The 14,470-nt window shown below is 52.5% G+C and carries 15 protein-coding genes; 13 read left to right on the top strand and 2 right to left on the bottom strand.

Features of this window, described 5'->3' with window-relative positions; genetic code table 11:
• Nucleotides 1-20: 20 nt before the first annotated feature.
• Genes T488_RS0102580 through T488_RS0102570 form a run of 3 tightly spaced genes read left to right on the top strand, consistent with a single transcriptional unit; the run spans nucleotide 21 to nucleotide 2,879 of the window.
• Nucleotides 21-995, top strand: coding sequence for a glycosyltransferase family 2 protein (locus tag T488_RS0102580; RefSeq protein ID WP_028519439.1), 975 nt, complete (start codon nucleotides 21-23; stop codon nucleotides 993-995).
• Nucleotides 979-1,956 carry a glycosyltransferase gene (locus tag T488_RS0102575; protein WP_037296837.1) on the top strand — a complete coding sequence of 326 codons (978 nt, stop codon included), beginning with the start codon at nucleotides 979-981 and terminating at the stop codon, nucleotides 1,954-1,956. Before T488_RS0102580 ends, T488_RS0102575 begins: the two co-directional genes overlap by 17 nt.
• Entirely contained in the window at nucleotides 1,953-2,879 is a 927-nt protein-coding gene (locus tag T488_RS0102570) for a lysylphosphatidylglycerol synthase domain-containing protein (RefSeq protein ID WP_028519437.1), read from the top strand. The genes T488_RS0102575 and T488_RS0102570 overlap by 4 nt, the downstream gene beginning before the upstream one ends.
• A 379-nt stretch (nucleotides 2,880-3,258) precedes the next feature.
• Here the strand turns inward: T488_RS0102570 and T488_RS0102565 are convergent, their stop codons facing one another.
• Both T488_RS0102565 and T488_RS0102560 read right to left on the bottom strand, forming a co-directional pair.
• On the bottom strand, nucleotides 3,259-5,634 hold the full coding sequence (locus T488_RS0102565; RefSeq protein WP_028519436.1) for a homocysteine S-methyltransferase family protein: 2,376 nt from the start codon (nucleotides 5,632-5,634) through the stop codon (nucleotides 3,259-3,261).
• Between the two features lie 11 nt (nucleotides 5,635-5,645).
• Nucleotides 5,646-6,761, bottom strand: coding sequence for a bifunctional chorismate mutase/prephenate dehydratase (locus tag T488_RS0102560; protein WP_028519435.1), 1,116 nt, complete (start codon nucleotides 6,759-6,761; stop codon nucleotides 5,646-5,648).
• A gap of 235 nt (nucleotides 6,762-6,996) precedes the next feature.
• Between T488_RS0102560 and ruvC the strand changes: the two genes are divergently transcribed.
• The 10 genes from ruvC (at nucleotide 6,997) to T488_RS0102510 (ending at nucleotide 14,466) form a co-directional block, all read left to right on the top strand.
• Nucleotides 6,997-7,473 carry a crossover junction endodeoxyribonuclease RuvC gene (ruvC, locus tag T488_RS0102555; RefSeq protein ID WP_028519434.1) on the top strand — a complete coding sequence of 159 codons (477 nt, stop codon included), beginning with the start codon at nucleotides 6,997-6,999 and terminating at the stop codon, nucleotides 7,471-7,473.
• 26 nt (nucleotides 7,474-7,499) lie between these two features.
• The gene (gene ruvA, locus T488_RS0102550) at nucleotides 7,500-8,123 is read left to right on the top strand and encodes a Holliday junction branch migration protein RuvA (protein WP_028519433.1); all 624 of its coding nucleotides are present in this window, start codon (nucleotides 7,500-7,502) and stop codon (nucleotides 8,121-8,123) included.
• A 34-nt stretch (nucleotides 8,124-8,157) separates the two neighbouring features.
• Nucleotides 8,158-8,892 carry an enhanced serine sensitivity protein SseB gene (locus tag T488_RS0102545; RefSeq protein ID WP_242838288.1) on the top strand — a complete coding sequence of 245 codons (735 nt, stop codon included), beginning with the start codon at nucleotides 8,158-8,160 and terminating at the stop codon, nucleotides 8,890-8,892.
• A gap of 33 nt (nucleotides 8,893-8,925) precedes the next feature.
• The gene (gene ruvB, locus T488_RS0102540) at nucleotides 8,926-9,966 is read left to right on the top strand and encodes a Holliday junction branch migration DNA helicase RuvB (protein WP_037296890.1); all 1,041 of its coding nucleotides are present in this window, start codon (nucleotides 8,926-8,928) and stop codon (nucleotides 9,964-9,966) included.
• A 34-nt stretch (nucleotides 9,967-10,000) separates the two neighbouring features.
• A complete protein-coding gene (locus tag T488_RS0102535) occupies nucleotides 10,001-10,552 on the top strand; it encodes a hypothetical protein (protein ID WP_028519430.1) in 552 nt (183 codons plus the stop codon).
• A gap of 32 nt (nucleotides 10,553-10,584) precedes the next feature.
• Entirely contained in the window at nucleotides 10,585-11,943 is a 1,359-nt protein-coding gene (gene glmM, locus T488_RS0102530) for a phosphoglucosamine mutase (RefSeq protein WP_028519429.1), read from the top strand.
• A 3-nt stretch (nucleotides 11,944-11,946) separates the two neighbouring features.
• Nucleotides 11,947-12,462, top strand: a complete 516-nt coding sequence (locus T488_RS0102525) for a hypothetical protein (RefSeq protein WP_028519428.1) — start codon at nucleotides 11,947-11,949, stop codon at nucleotides 12,460-12,462.
• An 18-nt stretch (nucleotides 12,463-12,480) separates the two neighbouring features.
• Nucleotides 12,481-13,347: a class I SAM-dependent methyltransferase gene (locus tag T488_RS0102520; protein WP_028519427.1), complete on the top strand. Its 867-nt coding sequence runs from the start codon at nucleotides 12,481-12,483 to the stop codon at nucleotides 13,345-13,347.
• A 112-nt stretch (nucleotides 13,348-13,459) separates the two neighbouring features.
• Nucleotides 13,460-13,654 carry a DUF6440 family protein gene (locus T488_RS0102515; protein ID WP_028519426.1) on the top strand — a complete coding sequence of 65 codons (195 nt, stop codon included), beginning with the start codon at nucleotides 13,460-13,462 and terminating at the stop codon, nucleotides 13,652-13,654.
• A 14-nt stretch (nucleotides 13,655-13,668) separates the two neighbouring features.
• Complete coding sequence (locus T488_RS0102510; protein ID WP_028519425.1) at nucleotides 13,669-14,466, top strand: hypothetical protein; 798 nt, start codon at nucleotides 13,669-13,671, stop codon at nucleotides 14,464-14,466.
• Nucleotides 14,467-14,470 lie beyond the last annotated feature (4 nt).

The raw sequence follows: 14,470 nt of genomic DNA, 5'->3' as shown, positions 1-14,470 counted from the left end.
AAGAAAGGAACTGAGATAAAATGAAGCTTATCATACAGATACCATGCTATAACGAGGAAAAGACACTGGAGCTGGCGTATAACGACCTGCCCAGACATATAGACGGTATCGACACCATAGAATACCTCATCATAAACGACGGAAGTAAGGACAACACCGTTGCCCGCGCAAGAGAGCTGGGCTTCCACCATATCGTTTCATTCAAGCGAAACAAAGGTCTCGCCAAGGGCTTTATGGCAGGTATAGATGCCTGTCTCCACCTTGGCGCGGATATAATCGTCAACACCGACGCCGACAACCAGTACTGCGGCGCGGACATCGAGAAGATAGTCCGCCCCATTCTCGACGAGAAGGCTGACATCGTCATCGGCGAGAGACCTATCGACCAGACAGAGCACTTCTCATGGAAAAAGAAGAAGTTCCAGCATCTGGGAAGCTGGGTGGTGCGCGTGGCTTCGGGAACCGATATACCCGACGCTCCCAGCGGCTTCAGAGCCTACTCCCGTGATGCTGCCCTGAGACTTAATGTTGTGAACGAGTATACATATACTCTTGAGACCATCATTCAGGCAGGCAACAACAAGACTGCCATGACATCTGTCCCCATAAGGACAAACCCCGAGACCAGACCCTCACGTCTTTTCTCAAGTATGTGGCGCTACATGAAGCGTTCATCAACCGTCATCACACGTTCCTTCGTAATGTACAAGCCTCTCAAATTCTTCATGACCATAGGCTTCGTGCTGCTCCTCATAGGCGCTGTACTGGGAATACGCTTCCTGATACTCATGGCTATGGGAGACGGCGACGGTCACGTTCAGTCCCTTATCCTGACCGCCATACTCATCATGATGGGCTTCCAGACCATAACTCTCGGACTTCTCGGTGACACCATTGCTTCAAACCGCAAGCTCCTTGAGGACGTTCAGTACAGAGTGAGAAAGATGGAGTGCGGAAAGAGCGACGAGGAGCAGAGGAATGAAAAGGCTGAGTGATATAAGGAACAAGAGGATACTCTATATCGCCACCAAGAACAGCGATTATCTCAGGCTGGTACAGGAAATAAGGCTCCTCCGCGAAAACGGCAATACGGTAACGGTCATAAGCTCTCCCTCAAAGAGCTACCCCAAAAGGCTTTTGCAGGTCTACGGCAGGCTCCTGAGGACAAGTATGAAGGACTATGACATGAGCTTCGTGGGCTTTGCGCCTCAGCTGGTGCTGCCCCTTTTCCGCAGAAAGCTAAAAAAGAAGCCCTTAGCTATGGACTTCTTTATCTCCATGTACGATACCCTTTGCTTCGACAGGAAAAAGTTCCGTCCCGAAAGCCTTGCAGGCAGGCTGCTCAGGCGTATCGACAGAAAGACTCTCGTCGCCGCCGACCTTGCAATATGCGATACAAAGGCTCACGGCAGATACTTCTGCAAGGAATTCGGCTTCCCTGCGGAGAAGATGTCGGTGCTTTACCTTGAAGCAGACAGCAGTATCTACTACCCCCGCCCCATGAAGGAGCACAGCGATTTCACCGTGCTGTATTTCGGCAGTGTGCTGCCTCTCCAGGGAGTGTCGGTCATACTGAAGGCGATAGACCTTCTGAAGGACGAAAAGGGACTACGCTTCGTGTTCGTGGGACCTCTCGGCAGTGATAATATCCGTACAGGCGAGAATATCACCGAGTATATAAACTGGCTCCCTCAGGAGGAGCTGGCTGAGAAGATAGCCGGAGCTGACCTGTGCCTTGCAGGTCATTTCGACGGCGATATTATGAAAGCAAAGCGTACCATCGCAGGCAAGACCTATATCTACCGCGCTATGGAGAAGCCTGTGGTGCTGGGGGACAATCCCGCAAACCGTGAGCTCTTTTCGGAGAGCGACAAGGGAGTATATTTCTGCGAGATGGGCAGTCCCGAAAAGCTGGCTGAGCTCATAAAGCAGATAAAGGAACAGAGGTGCGTATGAAGAAGGCACTGAAGATCATCGGCAATATCGTCATGATAGCCGCACTTGCGTTTGTGATAAAAAAACTGCTGGATATGGACATCAGCTTCTCTCAGCTGAAAGAGGGGAGAGTACTGGGCGGCTTTCTGGTGTGCTTCGCGGTACAGACCGCAATAATCATCTGCTCCTGCTTCCCCTGGCTCATGTTCACGCGGTCACTTTCCGGAAGGAAGATACCCTTCTCGGCAGCGGTGCCTGTGTACACACAGTCCAACCTGTACAAGTACCTCCCCGGCAATGTGTTCCAGTATGTGGGACGCAATCAGCTGGCGGCGGATATGGATATAAGCCATGTTGACGTAGCCTGTGCCACCATTCTTGACGTGCTGTTCTGCGTGATGTGGACGGGGATCATCTCCGTGGTGCTGCTGGGCGGAAGGATAGCGGAGCTCATGTCGAAATACGGCAGAAATCTACTCATCGTGGCAGCCGTGGGCATAGCGGTACTTGCAGCCGGGGCGATAGTCATAAGGCTGAAGTTCAGGGACAGGGTAAGCTCCTATCTTTCGCGGTATGCAAAGGCATTCAGCAAGGAGAGACGACCTCAGCTCCTCTTTGGCATATTCTATTATCTTGTGCACAATCTGGTGTCGGCAGCCATGTACTTTACCTGTCTCTGGCTCATAGTTCCTCAGGCAGGCACAGGGGAGCTTACAGCACTTACGGGAGCCTTCATGTTCGCGTGGATAATAGGCTTCGTGACCCCCGGAGCTCCCGGCGGTATCGGCATAAGGGAGGGCGTTATGCTCTTTGTCTGCGGAGACAGCTATGCGGACAGGATAGTGCTGTTCGTGCTGGTAATGCGTATAGCCTCGGTATTTGCAGACGTAGCGGCATTCGTTATCGGCAAGGTCTATGAGAAAGCCCATAAGATAAAACAGTAGGGAACGCCGCTTCGGCGTTCCTTTTTATGTATGCCTTTGTGTATACGAAAAAAAGCAGCCCATAACCGTGGTACTTATATAGCAGGTTATGCGAAACTATCGGGGGAAAACCTTTCTGAGGAAAGGTTCTTCCCCCCCATACCCCCTTTTCCAAAGACTTTATAACTGAATTTAGCCCCGTCAGGGTGCTCTCAGTATTATTACTGATTTTCACATTTTGTGAGGAGCGCCCTGACGGGGCTAAATTTAATGCTGAAAGTTTTAGGAAAGGAGTTTGAGGAAGAACCCTTTTTCAAAAGGGTTTTCCTCAATATCACCTATAAAACTGCTGTACGAGTATCACGGTTGTAGGCTGCTTTTTGTCATATGCAGTGATAACTCACACTCCGTAGACCTTTGACGCTATATCAACGGTCTGCTTTGCGTCCTTGGCGTAGAAATCCGCGTGTATCTGCTCAGCGTAGGAGGCTGTGAGAACAGCTCCGCCCACAACGGTCCTGCACTCGGGGTATTTCTCGTTGAGCTGGCGGATAGTCTCAGCCATAGCGCCGAGGGTAGTGGTCATCAGTGCCGACAGTCCCACAAGGCTGACCTTGTGTTGTATAGCGGCTTCCACGATAGTCTCGGGAGGAACGTCCTTGCCAAGGTCTATGACCGTGAAGCCGTAGCTGTCAAGGAGCACCTTGACGATGTTCTTGCCTATATCGTGTATATCTCCGTGTACTGTGGCGAGCACCACCTTGCCCTTGGAAACGCTTTCGCTGTTTGCTGCCGAGAGCTTTGTCTTTATTACCTCGAAGCACGCCTGTGCCGCCTCTGCGGTGAGTATGAGCTGGGGCAGGAATATCTTGCCCTTCTCGAATTTAGCGCCTGCACTGTCCAGGGCAGGGATAAGATAGCCGTTGATTATCTCCATGGGGTCAACGGTGTCCATGAGAGCCTCCGCAGCCTTTACGGCGTTGTTTTTCAGACCGTTCTCCACCGAGTACACAAGGTCGGGGGAGTCCTTGTCCTTTGCGGGGGCAGGAGCCTTGGGAGCGCTGTCGTCCTGTGCGTAGATGCTTATGAAATCCGCGGAGTTGCGGTCTATTCCCGCAAGGAGCCTGTATGCTCTTACTGCGCCGATTATGCCCTCTACATTGGGGTTGATGATAGGAAGGTCCAGACCGCTGTGGAGCGCCATTGTGAGGAAGGTACGGGTGATGAGCTCACGGTTTGGCAGTCCGAAGGATATATTTGAAACGCCCAGGACTGTCCTCAGTCCCAGCTCTGTCTTTACTCTGTGGAGCGCATTGAGGGTCTCCATAACGCCGTCCTGCTCGGCAGAAGCCGTCAGGGTAAGGCAGTCGATGAAAACGTCCTCCTTTGGTATGCCGTATTCCATGGCGCGGCGGAGAATCTTCTCCGCAATGGCGAAGCGTCCGTCGGCGGTCTTGGGAATACCGCCCTTGTCGAGGGTAAGTCCCACCACCGATGCACCGTATTTCTTTACGATGGGGAGGATAGTGTCGAGGGAGTCGTCCTCGCCGTTTACCGAGTTTACAATGGGCTTTCCGTTGTATACACGGAGACCTGCCTCAAGCACCCCGGGGATAGTGGAGTCAAGCTGGAGGGGAGTGTCACATACGCTCTGTATAGCCTTAACAGCTGTTACCATCATTTCCTTCTCGTCGATGCCGGGAAGTCCCACGTTTACGTCAAGTATCTCGGCGCCTGCGTGTATCTGCTCCACAGCCTGACCCAGGATATAGTCCACATCATGGGCGAGGAGAGCTTCCTTGAAGCGCTTCTTGCCTGTGGGGTTGATACGCTCGCCGATAACACGGGGCTGGTTTATATTCACGCAGTTCACCGCTGAGCAGGCTATGCTGGCGCGTACTATCTTTCTGGGCTGTCTCTCCATGCCCGAAAGGGATTCTATCATAGTGTAGATGTGCTGAGGTGTGGTGCCGCAGCAGCCGCCGAATATGGTAACGCCTGCCTTTGCAAGCTTTACGGCGCTTTCCGCAAAGTCCTCGGGACCGACGTTGTACTCGTTGGTCACAGGGTCGGGGAGACCTGCATTGGGCTTGGCTATAACGGGCAGTGAGGTCAGTGCACATATCCTGTCAAGGACGGGGAAGAGCTCCTCTGGACCCAGCGAACAGTTCACGCCGATGGCGTCTGCCCCCAGACCCTCCAGCACTGCCACCATGCACTCGGGGGAAACTCCCGTGAATGTACGCATATTCTCCTCAAAGGTCATGGTCACAAGCACGGGCTTGTCGGAGTTTTCCTTTGCAGCCAGTAGAGCAGCCTTTACCTCATAGAGGTCGGTCATGGTCTCGATGACGATGAGGTCGGCGTCCTTTCCTGCCAGTACGAGTTCCTTGTAGACCTCATATGCCTCCTCGAATTTCAGTGTTCCCGCAGGCTCAAGGAGCTGTCCTATGGGACCTAAGTCCAGAGCCGTAAGGGCACGTCCTGCCGCGGCTTTACGTGCATTGGCAACACCTGCGGAGACTATCTTCTCAACGGAATAGCCGCTTCCAGAAAGCTTGAAGCGGTTTGCGCCGAAGGTGTTGGAGTAGATTATATCCGCACCGCTCTCCACATAGAGACGGTGTATCTTCATTATAGCTTCCGGGTCTGTGATATTGAGAAGCTCGGGTATATGTTCTGTCTTTATCCCGTGAGCCTGGAGCATGGTGCCCATGCCGCCGTCAAGGAATACAAAGCTGTTTCTGTCAAGAAGTGAAAAGAATTTATCGGACATAGCAGTCTCCTTTATTCGCTTTTGAATGTGCCTATGCAGCGGAAGGTCTCAAGGTTCTCCTCAAGGTCGCGGAGAACTGCCTTAACGTTGGGGTCTGTGAGTCTGCCGCTGAAATCCAGGAAGAAGAGGACGTTGAAGCTGCCGTCACGGATAGGTCGGCTCTCGATACGGATAAGGTTCATATCGTTCACATAGAATTTGGTTAGGAGTCGGTAAAGACTACCCTCTGTATGGGGGATAGCCAGCATTACGGAAACGGAATCCGAGTCCTCCGCCACCTGCATATCCTTTGATATAACTATGAACTGAGTGCGGTTCACGGAGACGTCGGCTATGTCTCTTGCAAGAATGGTCATGCCCATCTGCTCAGCGCACTGTACCGAGCATATAGCTGCGATGTCCTCGTCGCTGTCCATGACCTTTTCCGCGGCAGTTGCCGTGTTTGCGTACTCAGAGGTCCTGAGACCGTTTTTGCGGAGGAAGGTCTCGCACTGTGCCAGCGCCTGGGGGTGGGAGTATACCTTCTTCACCTGAGAAAGGGGCATATCCTTCTTTGCGGCGAGACAGTGGTTTATCTCGACGATGACCTCCTTGACGATGTACACGGGGTACTTTGCCATGAGGTCGTAGGTGCTGTTTACCGAGCCTGCGGTGGAGTTCTGAACGGGGAGAACGCCGTAGTCTATCTCACCGTCGCTGACCGCTCTGAAAACGTCCTCGAAGGAGGGGTAGAAGTTAAAGCTGCGGTCACCGAACACAGACCTTGCAGCCACCTCGGAGTTGGCACCCGATGTGCCCTGACAGCCCACTGTCCTTGCTCCTGCAAAGTCGGGAGCGGAGAACTCATAGTCGGGAGCGCCTGCCAGGATAGTGCGGTTCTGGAGTATCTTGCTTATATCCATGATAGTGGTAAAAAGGGCAGCAGTGCCCTTCTCAAGATTTTTATCCCCTGTCAGCTCTTTGATGCGGTCGATGACCTGCTGCTCGCGTCCGCCCTGAAAAACGGGCATATCGTGCTCCTTCTTGTAGTCGGCGACGCCCTTGCAGAGCTCCATGCGCTTCATAAAGAGGGAGAGAATGCTGCTGTCGATGTCATCAATGCCGTCACGAAGCTGTTTAAGATCCATAAAAAATACCTCCGATTTGAGCCGTAAGTCCTTATGTGCCGGCAAGACCGCAGGGCTGAAGGCTCGAATTGATATACCTCACATATTATAGCATTTATTTTTGTAGAAATCAATAAAAAAAGGATAAATATATTGCAAATCACAAGTGTTCTGTGGTATAATGATATAGAATATAGTGAGAAACTATATCCATGTGAAGATTTTAACAAATGTACAGGAAAAAACAGTGAAAAAGATAAGGATTTTAGGCATAGACCCGGGGTATGCCATAGTGGGCTTCGGCGTGCTGGACTACGACGGCATAAGGTTCACACCCGTTGAGTACGGAGCAGTGCTCACCGAGGCGGGAACGCCATTCCCCGAAAGGCTCAGAGCTATACACGAGGACATCGAATTCATTTTCGACAAATTCTCTCCCGACTGTATGGCAATAGAGCGTCTCTATTTCACTACCAACCAGAAGACTGCCATTGATGTGGCACAGGCGAGAGGTATAACCGTACTTTCGGCGGCGATGAGGAAAGTCCCGGTGTCGGAGTATACCCCCCTTCAGGTCAAGCAGTCGGTAGTCGGATACGGAAAGGCGGAGAAAAAACAGGTCATGGAAATGACGAAGCAGCTGCTGGGGCTGGCGCAGATACCAAAGCCCGATGACGCTGCGGACGCCCTTGCCATAGCCATCTGCCACGGCCATTCCGTCAGGTGGAACTGAAGATCCTCCGTTCAAAAGGTGATAAAATGATATACAGCGTAAGAGGAAAACTGACAGTCAAGGAACTGGGCTTTGCCGTTGTGGAATGCGGCGGAGTAGGATACGGCTGCAGGACTTCATACAATACGGTCGCACAGCTGGGCGAGATAGGCAGCGAAGCGATGCTATACACCTATCTCTACGTCAGGGAGGACGTGGTGGAGCTCTTCGGCTTTGCCACACAGCAGGAGCTGAGCTGTTTCAAGCTGCTCATCTCCGTCTCGGGAGTAGGACCAAAAGCGGCAACGGCGATACTCTCGGACCTGACCCCCGAAAGATTTGCGTTTCTCGTGGCTTCGGGAGACAGCAAGACATTCACAAAGACAAAGGGCATAGGTGCAAAGACCGCACAGAGGATAGTCCTTGAGCTCAAGGACAAGATCTCCTCCGAGTCCATCAGCGGCAGCGTTGGCGGCGACGCTGCGGAATTTGCGAATATACCCTCGGGTGCAGCCTCCTCGGCAGTGTCCGAAGCTCTGGAAGCCCTTATGGTGCTGGGCTACTCACAGGGCGAAACAGCTCCTATACTCGGCAAGCTGGATCCCTCCCTCAGCACACAGGAGCTTATAAAGGAAACTCTGAGATTGATGACAGCAAAAAATATGCGTTAAAACTCAAAAATATGTTACAAGGATGGTTACTGTTATGATGAATCTTGATGAATTGCTGAAAGCAGCAATAAAAGACCCCTCAAAACGCGCCCTGTTCCTTCAGACGCTCATCAAAAGCGACGTCTATGTTATCTGCAAGAACCCTGTTCAGCAGGAGCGCGGCAGAGCAGAAGGCGGTATTCAGCTTGAGCTGATAACCACCCAGAACCCCGACGGCGACATCTTTATCCCCTTCTTCACCAGCTACCGCGCTCTCCAGCAGTTCGCCAAGCGCTATGTTGACTGCTATAAGATAAACTGTCTGAGACTTTTCGACCTCATACAGTCGGTATCCGCTGTGCTGAACCCCAATTCCTACGGCAAGGAGTTCTCATCACAGGAGATAAAGAGCATTCTTATGATAGCCCGCAATCTCAAGATCAAGGCTATCTCATACAACGAAGCGGACATCATCAGCTACCGCCCCGTGGAGCATGAGGTGGGACATATCGTCAAGGCTGCAAGCAAGTTCCTTTCAAAGCAGCCCAATGTTGACCGCGCCTTCATCATGGAGATGATAAAGGGCTGCGAAAAGCCCCAGATACTCATAGTCCTGGATATGATGGGAAGCACGAGAAAGCTCTTCGTGCCCCTTTCAAAGTACCTCTCCAAGACCGTAAAGGCAAACGAGCATCTGTGCTTTATCAGCTATGAACAGGATATGGGCAAGAAGGCTGCGGAGACCGTAGAGCCTTTCTATGTCCGCAAAAAGAGATTTTTCGAGAAATAATTCAGAGGTGTTTATTTGATACAGACAGAGGATATGGAGTTCGCTCCCAGAATAATAACTCCCGAGAATACCGCGGAGGACAGCGAGGCTGAGCTCAGTCTCCGCCCGCAGACACTCCACGACTATATCGGACAGGACAAGGTAAAGGAAAATCTTGCCATATATATCGAGGCTGCAAAGCGCAGGAACGAACCCCTGGACCATGTGCTTCTGTACGGACCTCCCGGACTGGGAAAGACTACCCTTTCTTCCATAATAGCTCACGAGCTGGGGGTAAATCTCAGAGTCACCACAGGTCCTGCCATTGAAAAGCCGGGAGACCTTGTGTCGCTGCTGACCAGTCTCTCCGACAACGATGTGCTTTTCATCGACGAGATACACAGACTGTCCCGTGCGGTGGAGGAGATACTCTACCCCGCACTGGAGGACAGAGTAATAGATATAATCATTGGCAAGGGTCCCTCAGCCCGTTCCATACGAATGGACCTGAAGCCCTTCACCCTCATCGGTGCCACCACCAGAGCAGGACAGCTCTCGGCGCCTCTCCGCGACCGCTTCGGCGTTATCCACAGGCTTGAGCTCTATACCAAGGAGCAGCTCACGGACATCGTCCGCAGGAGCTCAATGATACTGGGCATACCCTGTACCGCTGACGGAGCCGCAGAGATAGCGGGCAGAGCAAGAGGCACACCGCGAATAGCAAACAGGCTCCTGAAGCGTGTCCGCGACTTCGCAGATGTCATGGGCAACGGTCAGATAACACAGGAGATAGCCTCCATCGCCCTCAGCCGTCTGGAAATAGACCATCTCGGTCTTGACGGTCTGGACAGACGTATGCTTGAGATGATAATCAAGGGCTACGGCGGCGGACCTGTGGGACTTGAGACCCTCGCCTCGGCTATCAACGAGGAGAGCGTTACCCTTGAGGACGTGTGCGAGCCCTTCCTTATGCAGCTGGGCTTCCTGGGCAGGACGCCGCGAGGCAGAGTTGCCACGAGGCTTGCCTATGAGCACCTTGGCATAGTGCCGCCCGAGCAGGCAGCTTCTGCTGATGACGGACAGATGAGCTTCTGACAATTCTCCCCGCAGGGGAGACGAGGAATAGAATATGCTTATAAAAGGTTCAAGGAGATATAATCTCAGACATAATGAGTCTATCGCCGAGCAGCTTCCCATCGGGGAGATGATAAACGGACAGGGCAGAGGTATCGTGGCGCAGTTCCGTTACGGCATCTGTCACATGAGCTTCAACGGCTGCGAGGTCATAGCGGTACACAATGCACTTGTCTATCTGAAAAAGCCCCGTCCACTGAAGGAGATCGCCTTCTATATGGAGCGATTCCGCGTGCTGCTGGGCTTTTTCGGCTGTAATGCCTACAGGATAGGCAAGGCGCTGAAGCATTTCGGCGTTGAGTTCAGACGGACGAAAGCCCCCGATGAGGCAAAGGCTTTCATCATAACCTTCTGGACGAAAAAGCCCTTCCTCTCCACTATTCACACGGTGTTCTGCGTGAAGCAGTGGAACGGCATACTGGTCTATAACAGATACAACAGCTGCACCTCCGAGGAGCTTTGCAGAAATCTGGAGGAGGTGGCGGGAAAGCGCCGCCCTATTGCAGTTTATGAGATAGTTGAGAGCATGGAAAGCTCCCGACTCTGATTTTTCAACCTGATTTAGAAGGAGACTCCGCAATGGCAAAACTTTTCGGTACCGACGGCCCGAGAGGTATCGCCGTCACCGACCTCACCTGTGAGCTTGCAATGCAGACGGGACGCGCCGCTGCACTGGTGCTTGCAAAAAAAGAGGGCGGAAAGACGAAGATACTTGTGGGCAAGGATACAAGACTGTCCTCAGACGCGCTGGAGGCAGCAGTCTGTGCAGGTATATGCTCTGTGGGAGCAGATGCCGAGCTGCTGGGAACAGTTCCCACCCCCGGGGTGACATATCTTATCGGTGCCCACGGTGCCGACGGAGGTATCATGATCTCGGGAAGCCACAACAGCGCCGAGTATAACGGTCTGAAGCTGTTCTCCGCAAAGGGCTGCAAGCTCACGGAGGAGGCAGAGGAGGAGATAGAAAGGCTGGTGCTGGCTGCTCCCGGGGAGGTAAAGCTGAAGTCCCACGAAGATGTGGGAAGGATAATCCACGGCGAGAAGGCTGCGGAGGAGTATATACAGCATATTAAGGAGCTGACGGGAGCTGACCTCAGCGGAATGAAGGTGGCTCTGGACTGCGCCAACGGCTGCGCGGCTGTTACCGCGGAAAAGCTGTTTACGGCGCTGGGTGCGGAGACTATTGTCATAGCCGACAAGCCCGACGGCACCAACATCAACAGAGAGTGCGGAAGTACCAATGTACACCGCCTCATGGAAACAGTTATCGACAGCGGCTGCTGCTGCGGACTTGCCTTTGACGGCGACGCAGACAGGTGCATTGCCGTTGATGAAAAGGGCGAACTGGTGGACGGCGACAGACAGCTTGCCATCTTTGCCCGGTATATGAAGGAAAAGGGTACCCTTTTCAAGGATACGGCGGTAGTCACCGCAGGCAGCACTCTCGGTTTCCGCAGATACGCCTCCGACCACGGCATAAGGCTGGTGAGCTCGGGAGCAGGTACGCGGTACGTCCTTGAGCGTATGCTGGAGGGCGGCTACAAGCTGGGCGGCGAGCCCGACGGACATATCATCTTCCTTGACGATTCGGGCACAGGCGACGGTCAGCTGGCAGGCGTAAGGCTGCTGAGCATAATGAAGGAAAAGGACTGTCCCCTCAGCGAGCTGTCGGGAGATATGCCCCGATACCCCCAGGTGAAGCTGAATGTGAAGATACACCCCCACTACAAGGAGCTCTGGAAAAACGAGAAGGACATCACCGAGCTCATCGAAAGCTTCGGCAGGGAGCTTGGGGACGAGGGAAGACTGGTCATCCGCGAGAGCGGCAAGGAGCCCATCGTCCGTATCCTCATAGAGGGCGCAGACTTCGGGCGCATAAACGATATGGCTGTGGAGATAGCACAGACCATCAAGGACACCTGCGCGTATAAGGTATAAGCCATGAAGAAAAAGGAACGTCTGGGCGCTGAACGTGTCATAACGGGCGGATATCATGTGTCGCTGAGCTACTGGTACTACAAGGAGAGCGACCTTGCTGCGGTGCTGGAATATCTGGGAATATTTCTGGCAGTATTCACCTTCGGCGCCGTGGTCATAAATGTAAACAGCATAGGTCTGAAAAAGGGACTTATCAATATAGCTCTGGCGCTGCTGCTGAATATCCCCATAAAGTTAGGAGCGGCAGCCCTCAACGACTTCTGCGTAAGAAAAAAGATACGGGATAACGCGGAGTTCGCTAAGTATTTTGCGGAGACTTATCCGCAGCACAGTGACCTCTGCAAGGAGCTCAATGACGAGTATGCCGCATATCCCGATGGGATACCCTACAGGGACTTTCATCCCGGAAGGAAGCTTGCCATGAATATTGCGGCGATAGCAGGACTTATCCTGCTGGCGCTGATAGCCATAGCCGCCATAGCGGGCTGTATATGGGTGAAAAATTACCTTGAGGAATAACACTAAGGAGCATTTATTTTGAGAACAGCAAATAACTGGAAGGACTATATCATACTGGATACCTCCGACGGCGAGAAGCTGGAAAAATGGGGCGGCGTCAGCCTTGTACGTCCCGACCCCCAGATAATCTGGAAGACCGAGCGCACCGACCCTCTGTGGAGAAATGCCGACGGTCACTACCACCGCTCAAATCAGGGCGGCGGCAAGTGGGAGTTCCGCAGAAAGCTTTCGGAGTCCTGGAATATAAGCTACGGAGACCTTACCTTCAATATCCGCCCCACGGGCTTCAAGCACACGGGACTTTTCCCCGAGCAGGCTGTGAACTGGGACTTCATGGCGGATAAGATAAGGAACGCAGGGCGTGAGATAAACGTCCTCAACCTCTTTGCCTATACGGGCGGAGCTACTCTCGCCTGTGCGGCGGCAGGAGCTTCCGTTTGCCACGTTGACGCCTCAAAGGGCATGGTGCAGTGGGCGCGTGACAACGCCGCTGCTTCGGGACTTTCCGACAAGCCCGTCCGCTGGATAGTGGACGACTGCGAGAAGTTCATCGCCCGTGAGATACGCCGCGGACGCAAGTATGATGCGGTCATAATGGATCCGCCAAGCTACGGCAGAGGTCCGGGAGGAGAGGTCTGGAAGCTGGAAAACTGCGTCTATGACCTGGTGAAGCTCTGTTCGGGAGTTCTCTCCGATGAGCCGCTTTTCTTCCTGATAAACAGCTATACCACGGGACTTTCTCCCTCGGTAATGGGATATATCCTCGGAAGCGTCCTCACCGACAGGTTCGGCGGCAGGGTAAGCTTCGATGAGATAGGTCTCCCCGTTAAGTCCACGGGAATGACGCTTCCCTGCGGCTCAACCGCTATCTGGGAGGCAAAATAAAGCCTTCCCCGTATCCACAGCCATATGCCGTGCTGCTGCGCGGCTTGCTATAAATGCACATACGCGAAAAACATCACAAAACCACATCACAGTAAACAAAGGAGTAATAACCATGGCAAAAAATGAAAGATTCGTCAAGACATATTCACAGGGCAAGCTTGTAGAGACCGAGATATGGGTGGATAAGGAAACAGGCGTGAATTACCTCTACCGCAAGGACGGTTATTCGGGCGGTCTGTGCGTACTGACCGACAAGGACGGCAAGCCCGTCGTATCCACAGCCGAGGAGCTCGCTAATTTCAAGTAATAAAGGGTAAATAAATGAAAAAAGCATTTATGGCAATTATCGCAGCAGCCGCTGTAATGGCATTTTCCGCAGTATCCTGCGGCAGTAAAAAAGAGGACAGCGGCGCAGTGAATGCGACCACAGCTGCTTCCGAAGAAGATACCACAGAGGAAGAAACAACAGATCCCGATAATGAAGAATATAGGGAACTTAAAAGGCGCGAAGCTGAGGAGGGCGTTGATATAACTCCGCAGCCCCTGCCCGAATTTGACAATATACCCGAAGACTGGAAGGAAATATCCTATGAGAGAGTAAGCCTGAGGATACCTCCCGACCTTGAGGAAACAGAGATGTGGCCTTCCTATGTAAAGACGTGCTACGGCAAGGAGGACAGCTTCAGAACAGCTTACATAGTCGAGAAAATGGAAAGTCTGACCAGTTTATATGCTACGGGTTACAGTTTTCCCGAGATAACCGAGGAGACAGTGGCAGAGGCTTTCAAAGAGCTGGGCATAGAATTTGACGGGAGCCTGCTTTCAATGTATAAGGCAGTACTGTCTCTGACAAGCGAAATGCGCACCGACAGCAATGCCGAAAGCTTTGAGACGGCTATGCTTGCAAAGGAATTTATGATCCGGGACAATTCCGAGGTCTATTATAAGCAGATAAACGGCTGTGACGTCTATTTTCTGAAAAATGATTTAAGCCATGACGGTTGCTGGAGCTTTAGTGTAGAGATCTTCGTTTCCGATAACGAGAGCTATCAGGTACAGGTCATCGGAGATACTATTGAGGAAGCGCTGATGATGTGCTCAACGATCGATATAAAGTGAAGAA

Source organism: Ruminococcus flavefaciens ND2009, from assembly GCF_000621785.1.
Lineage (GTDB): Bacteria > Bacillota > Clostridia > Oscillospirales > Ruminococcaceae > Ruminococcus > Ruminococcus flavefaciens_C.
This window is presented reverse-complemented; position numbering and strand designations above follow the sequence as displayed.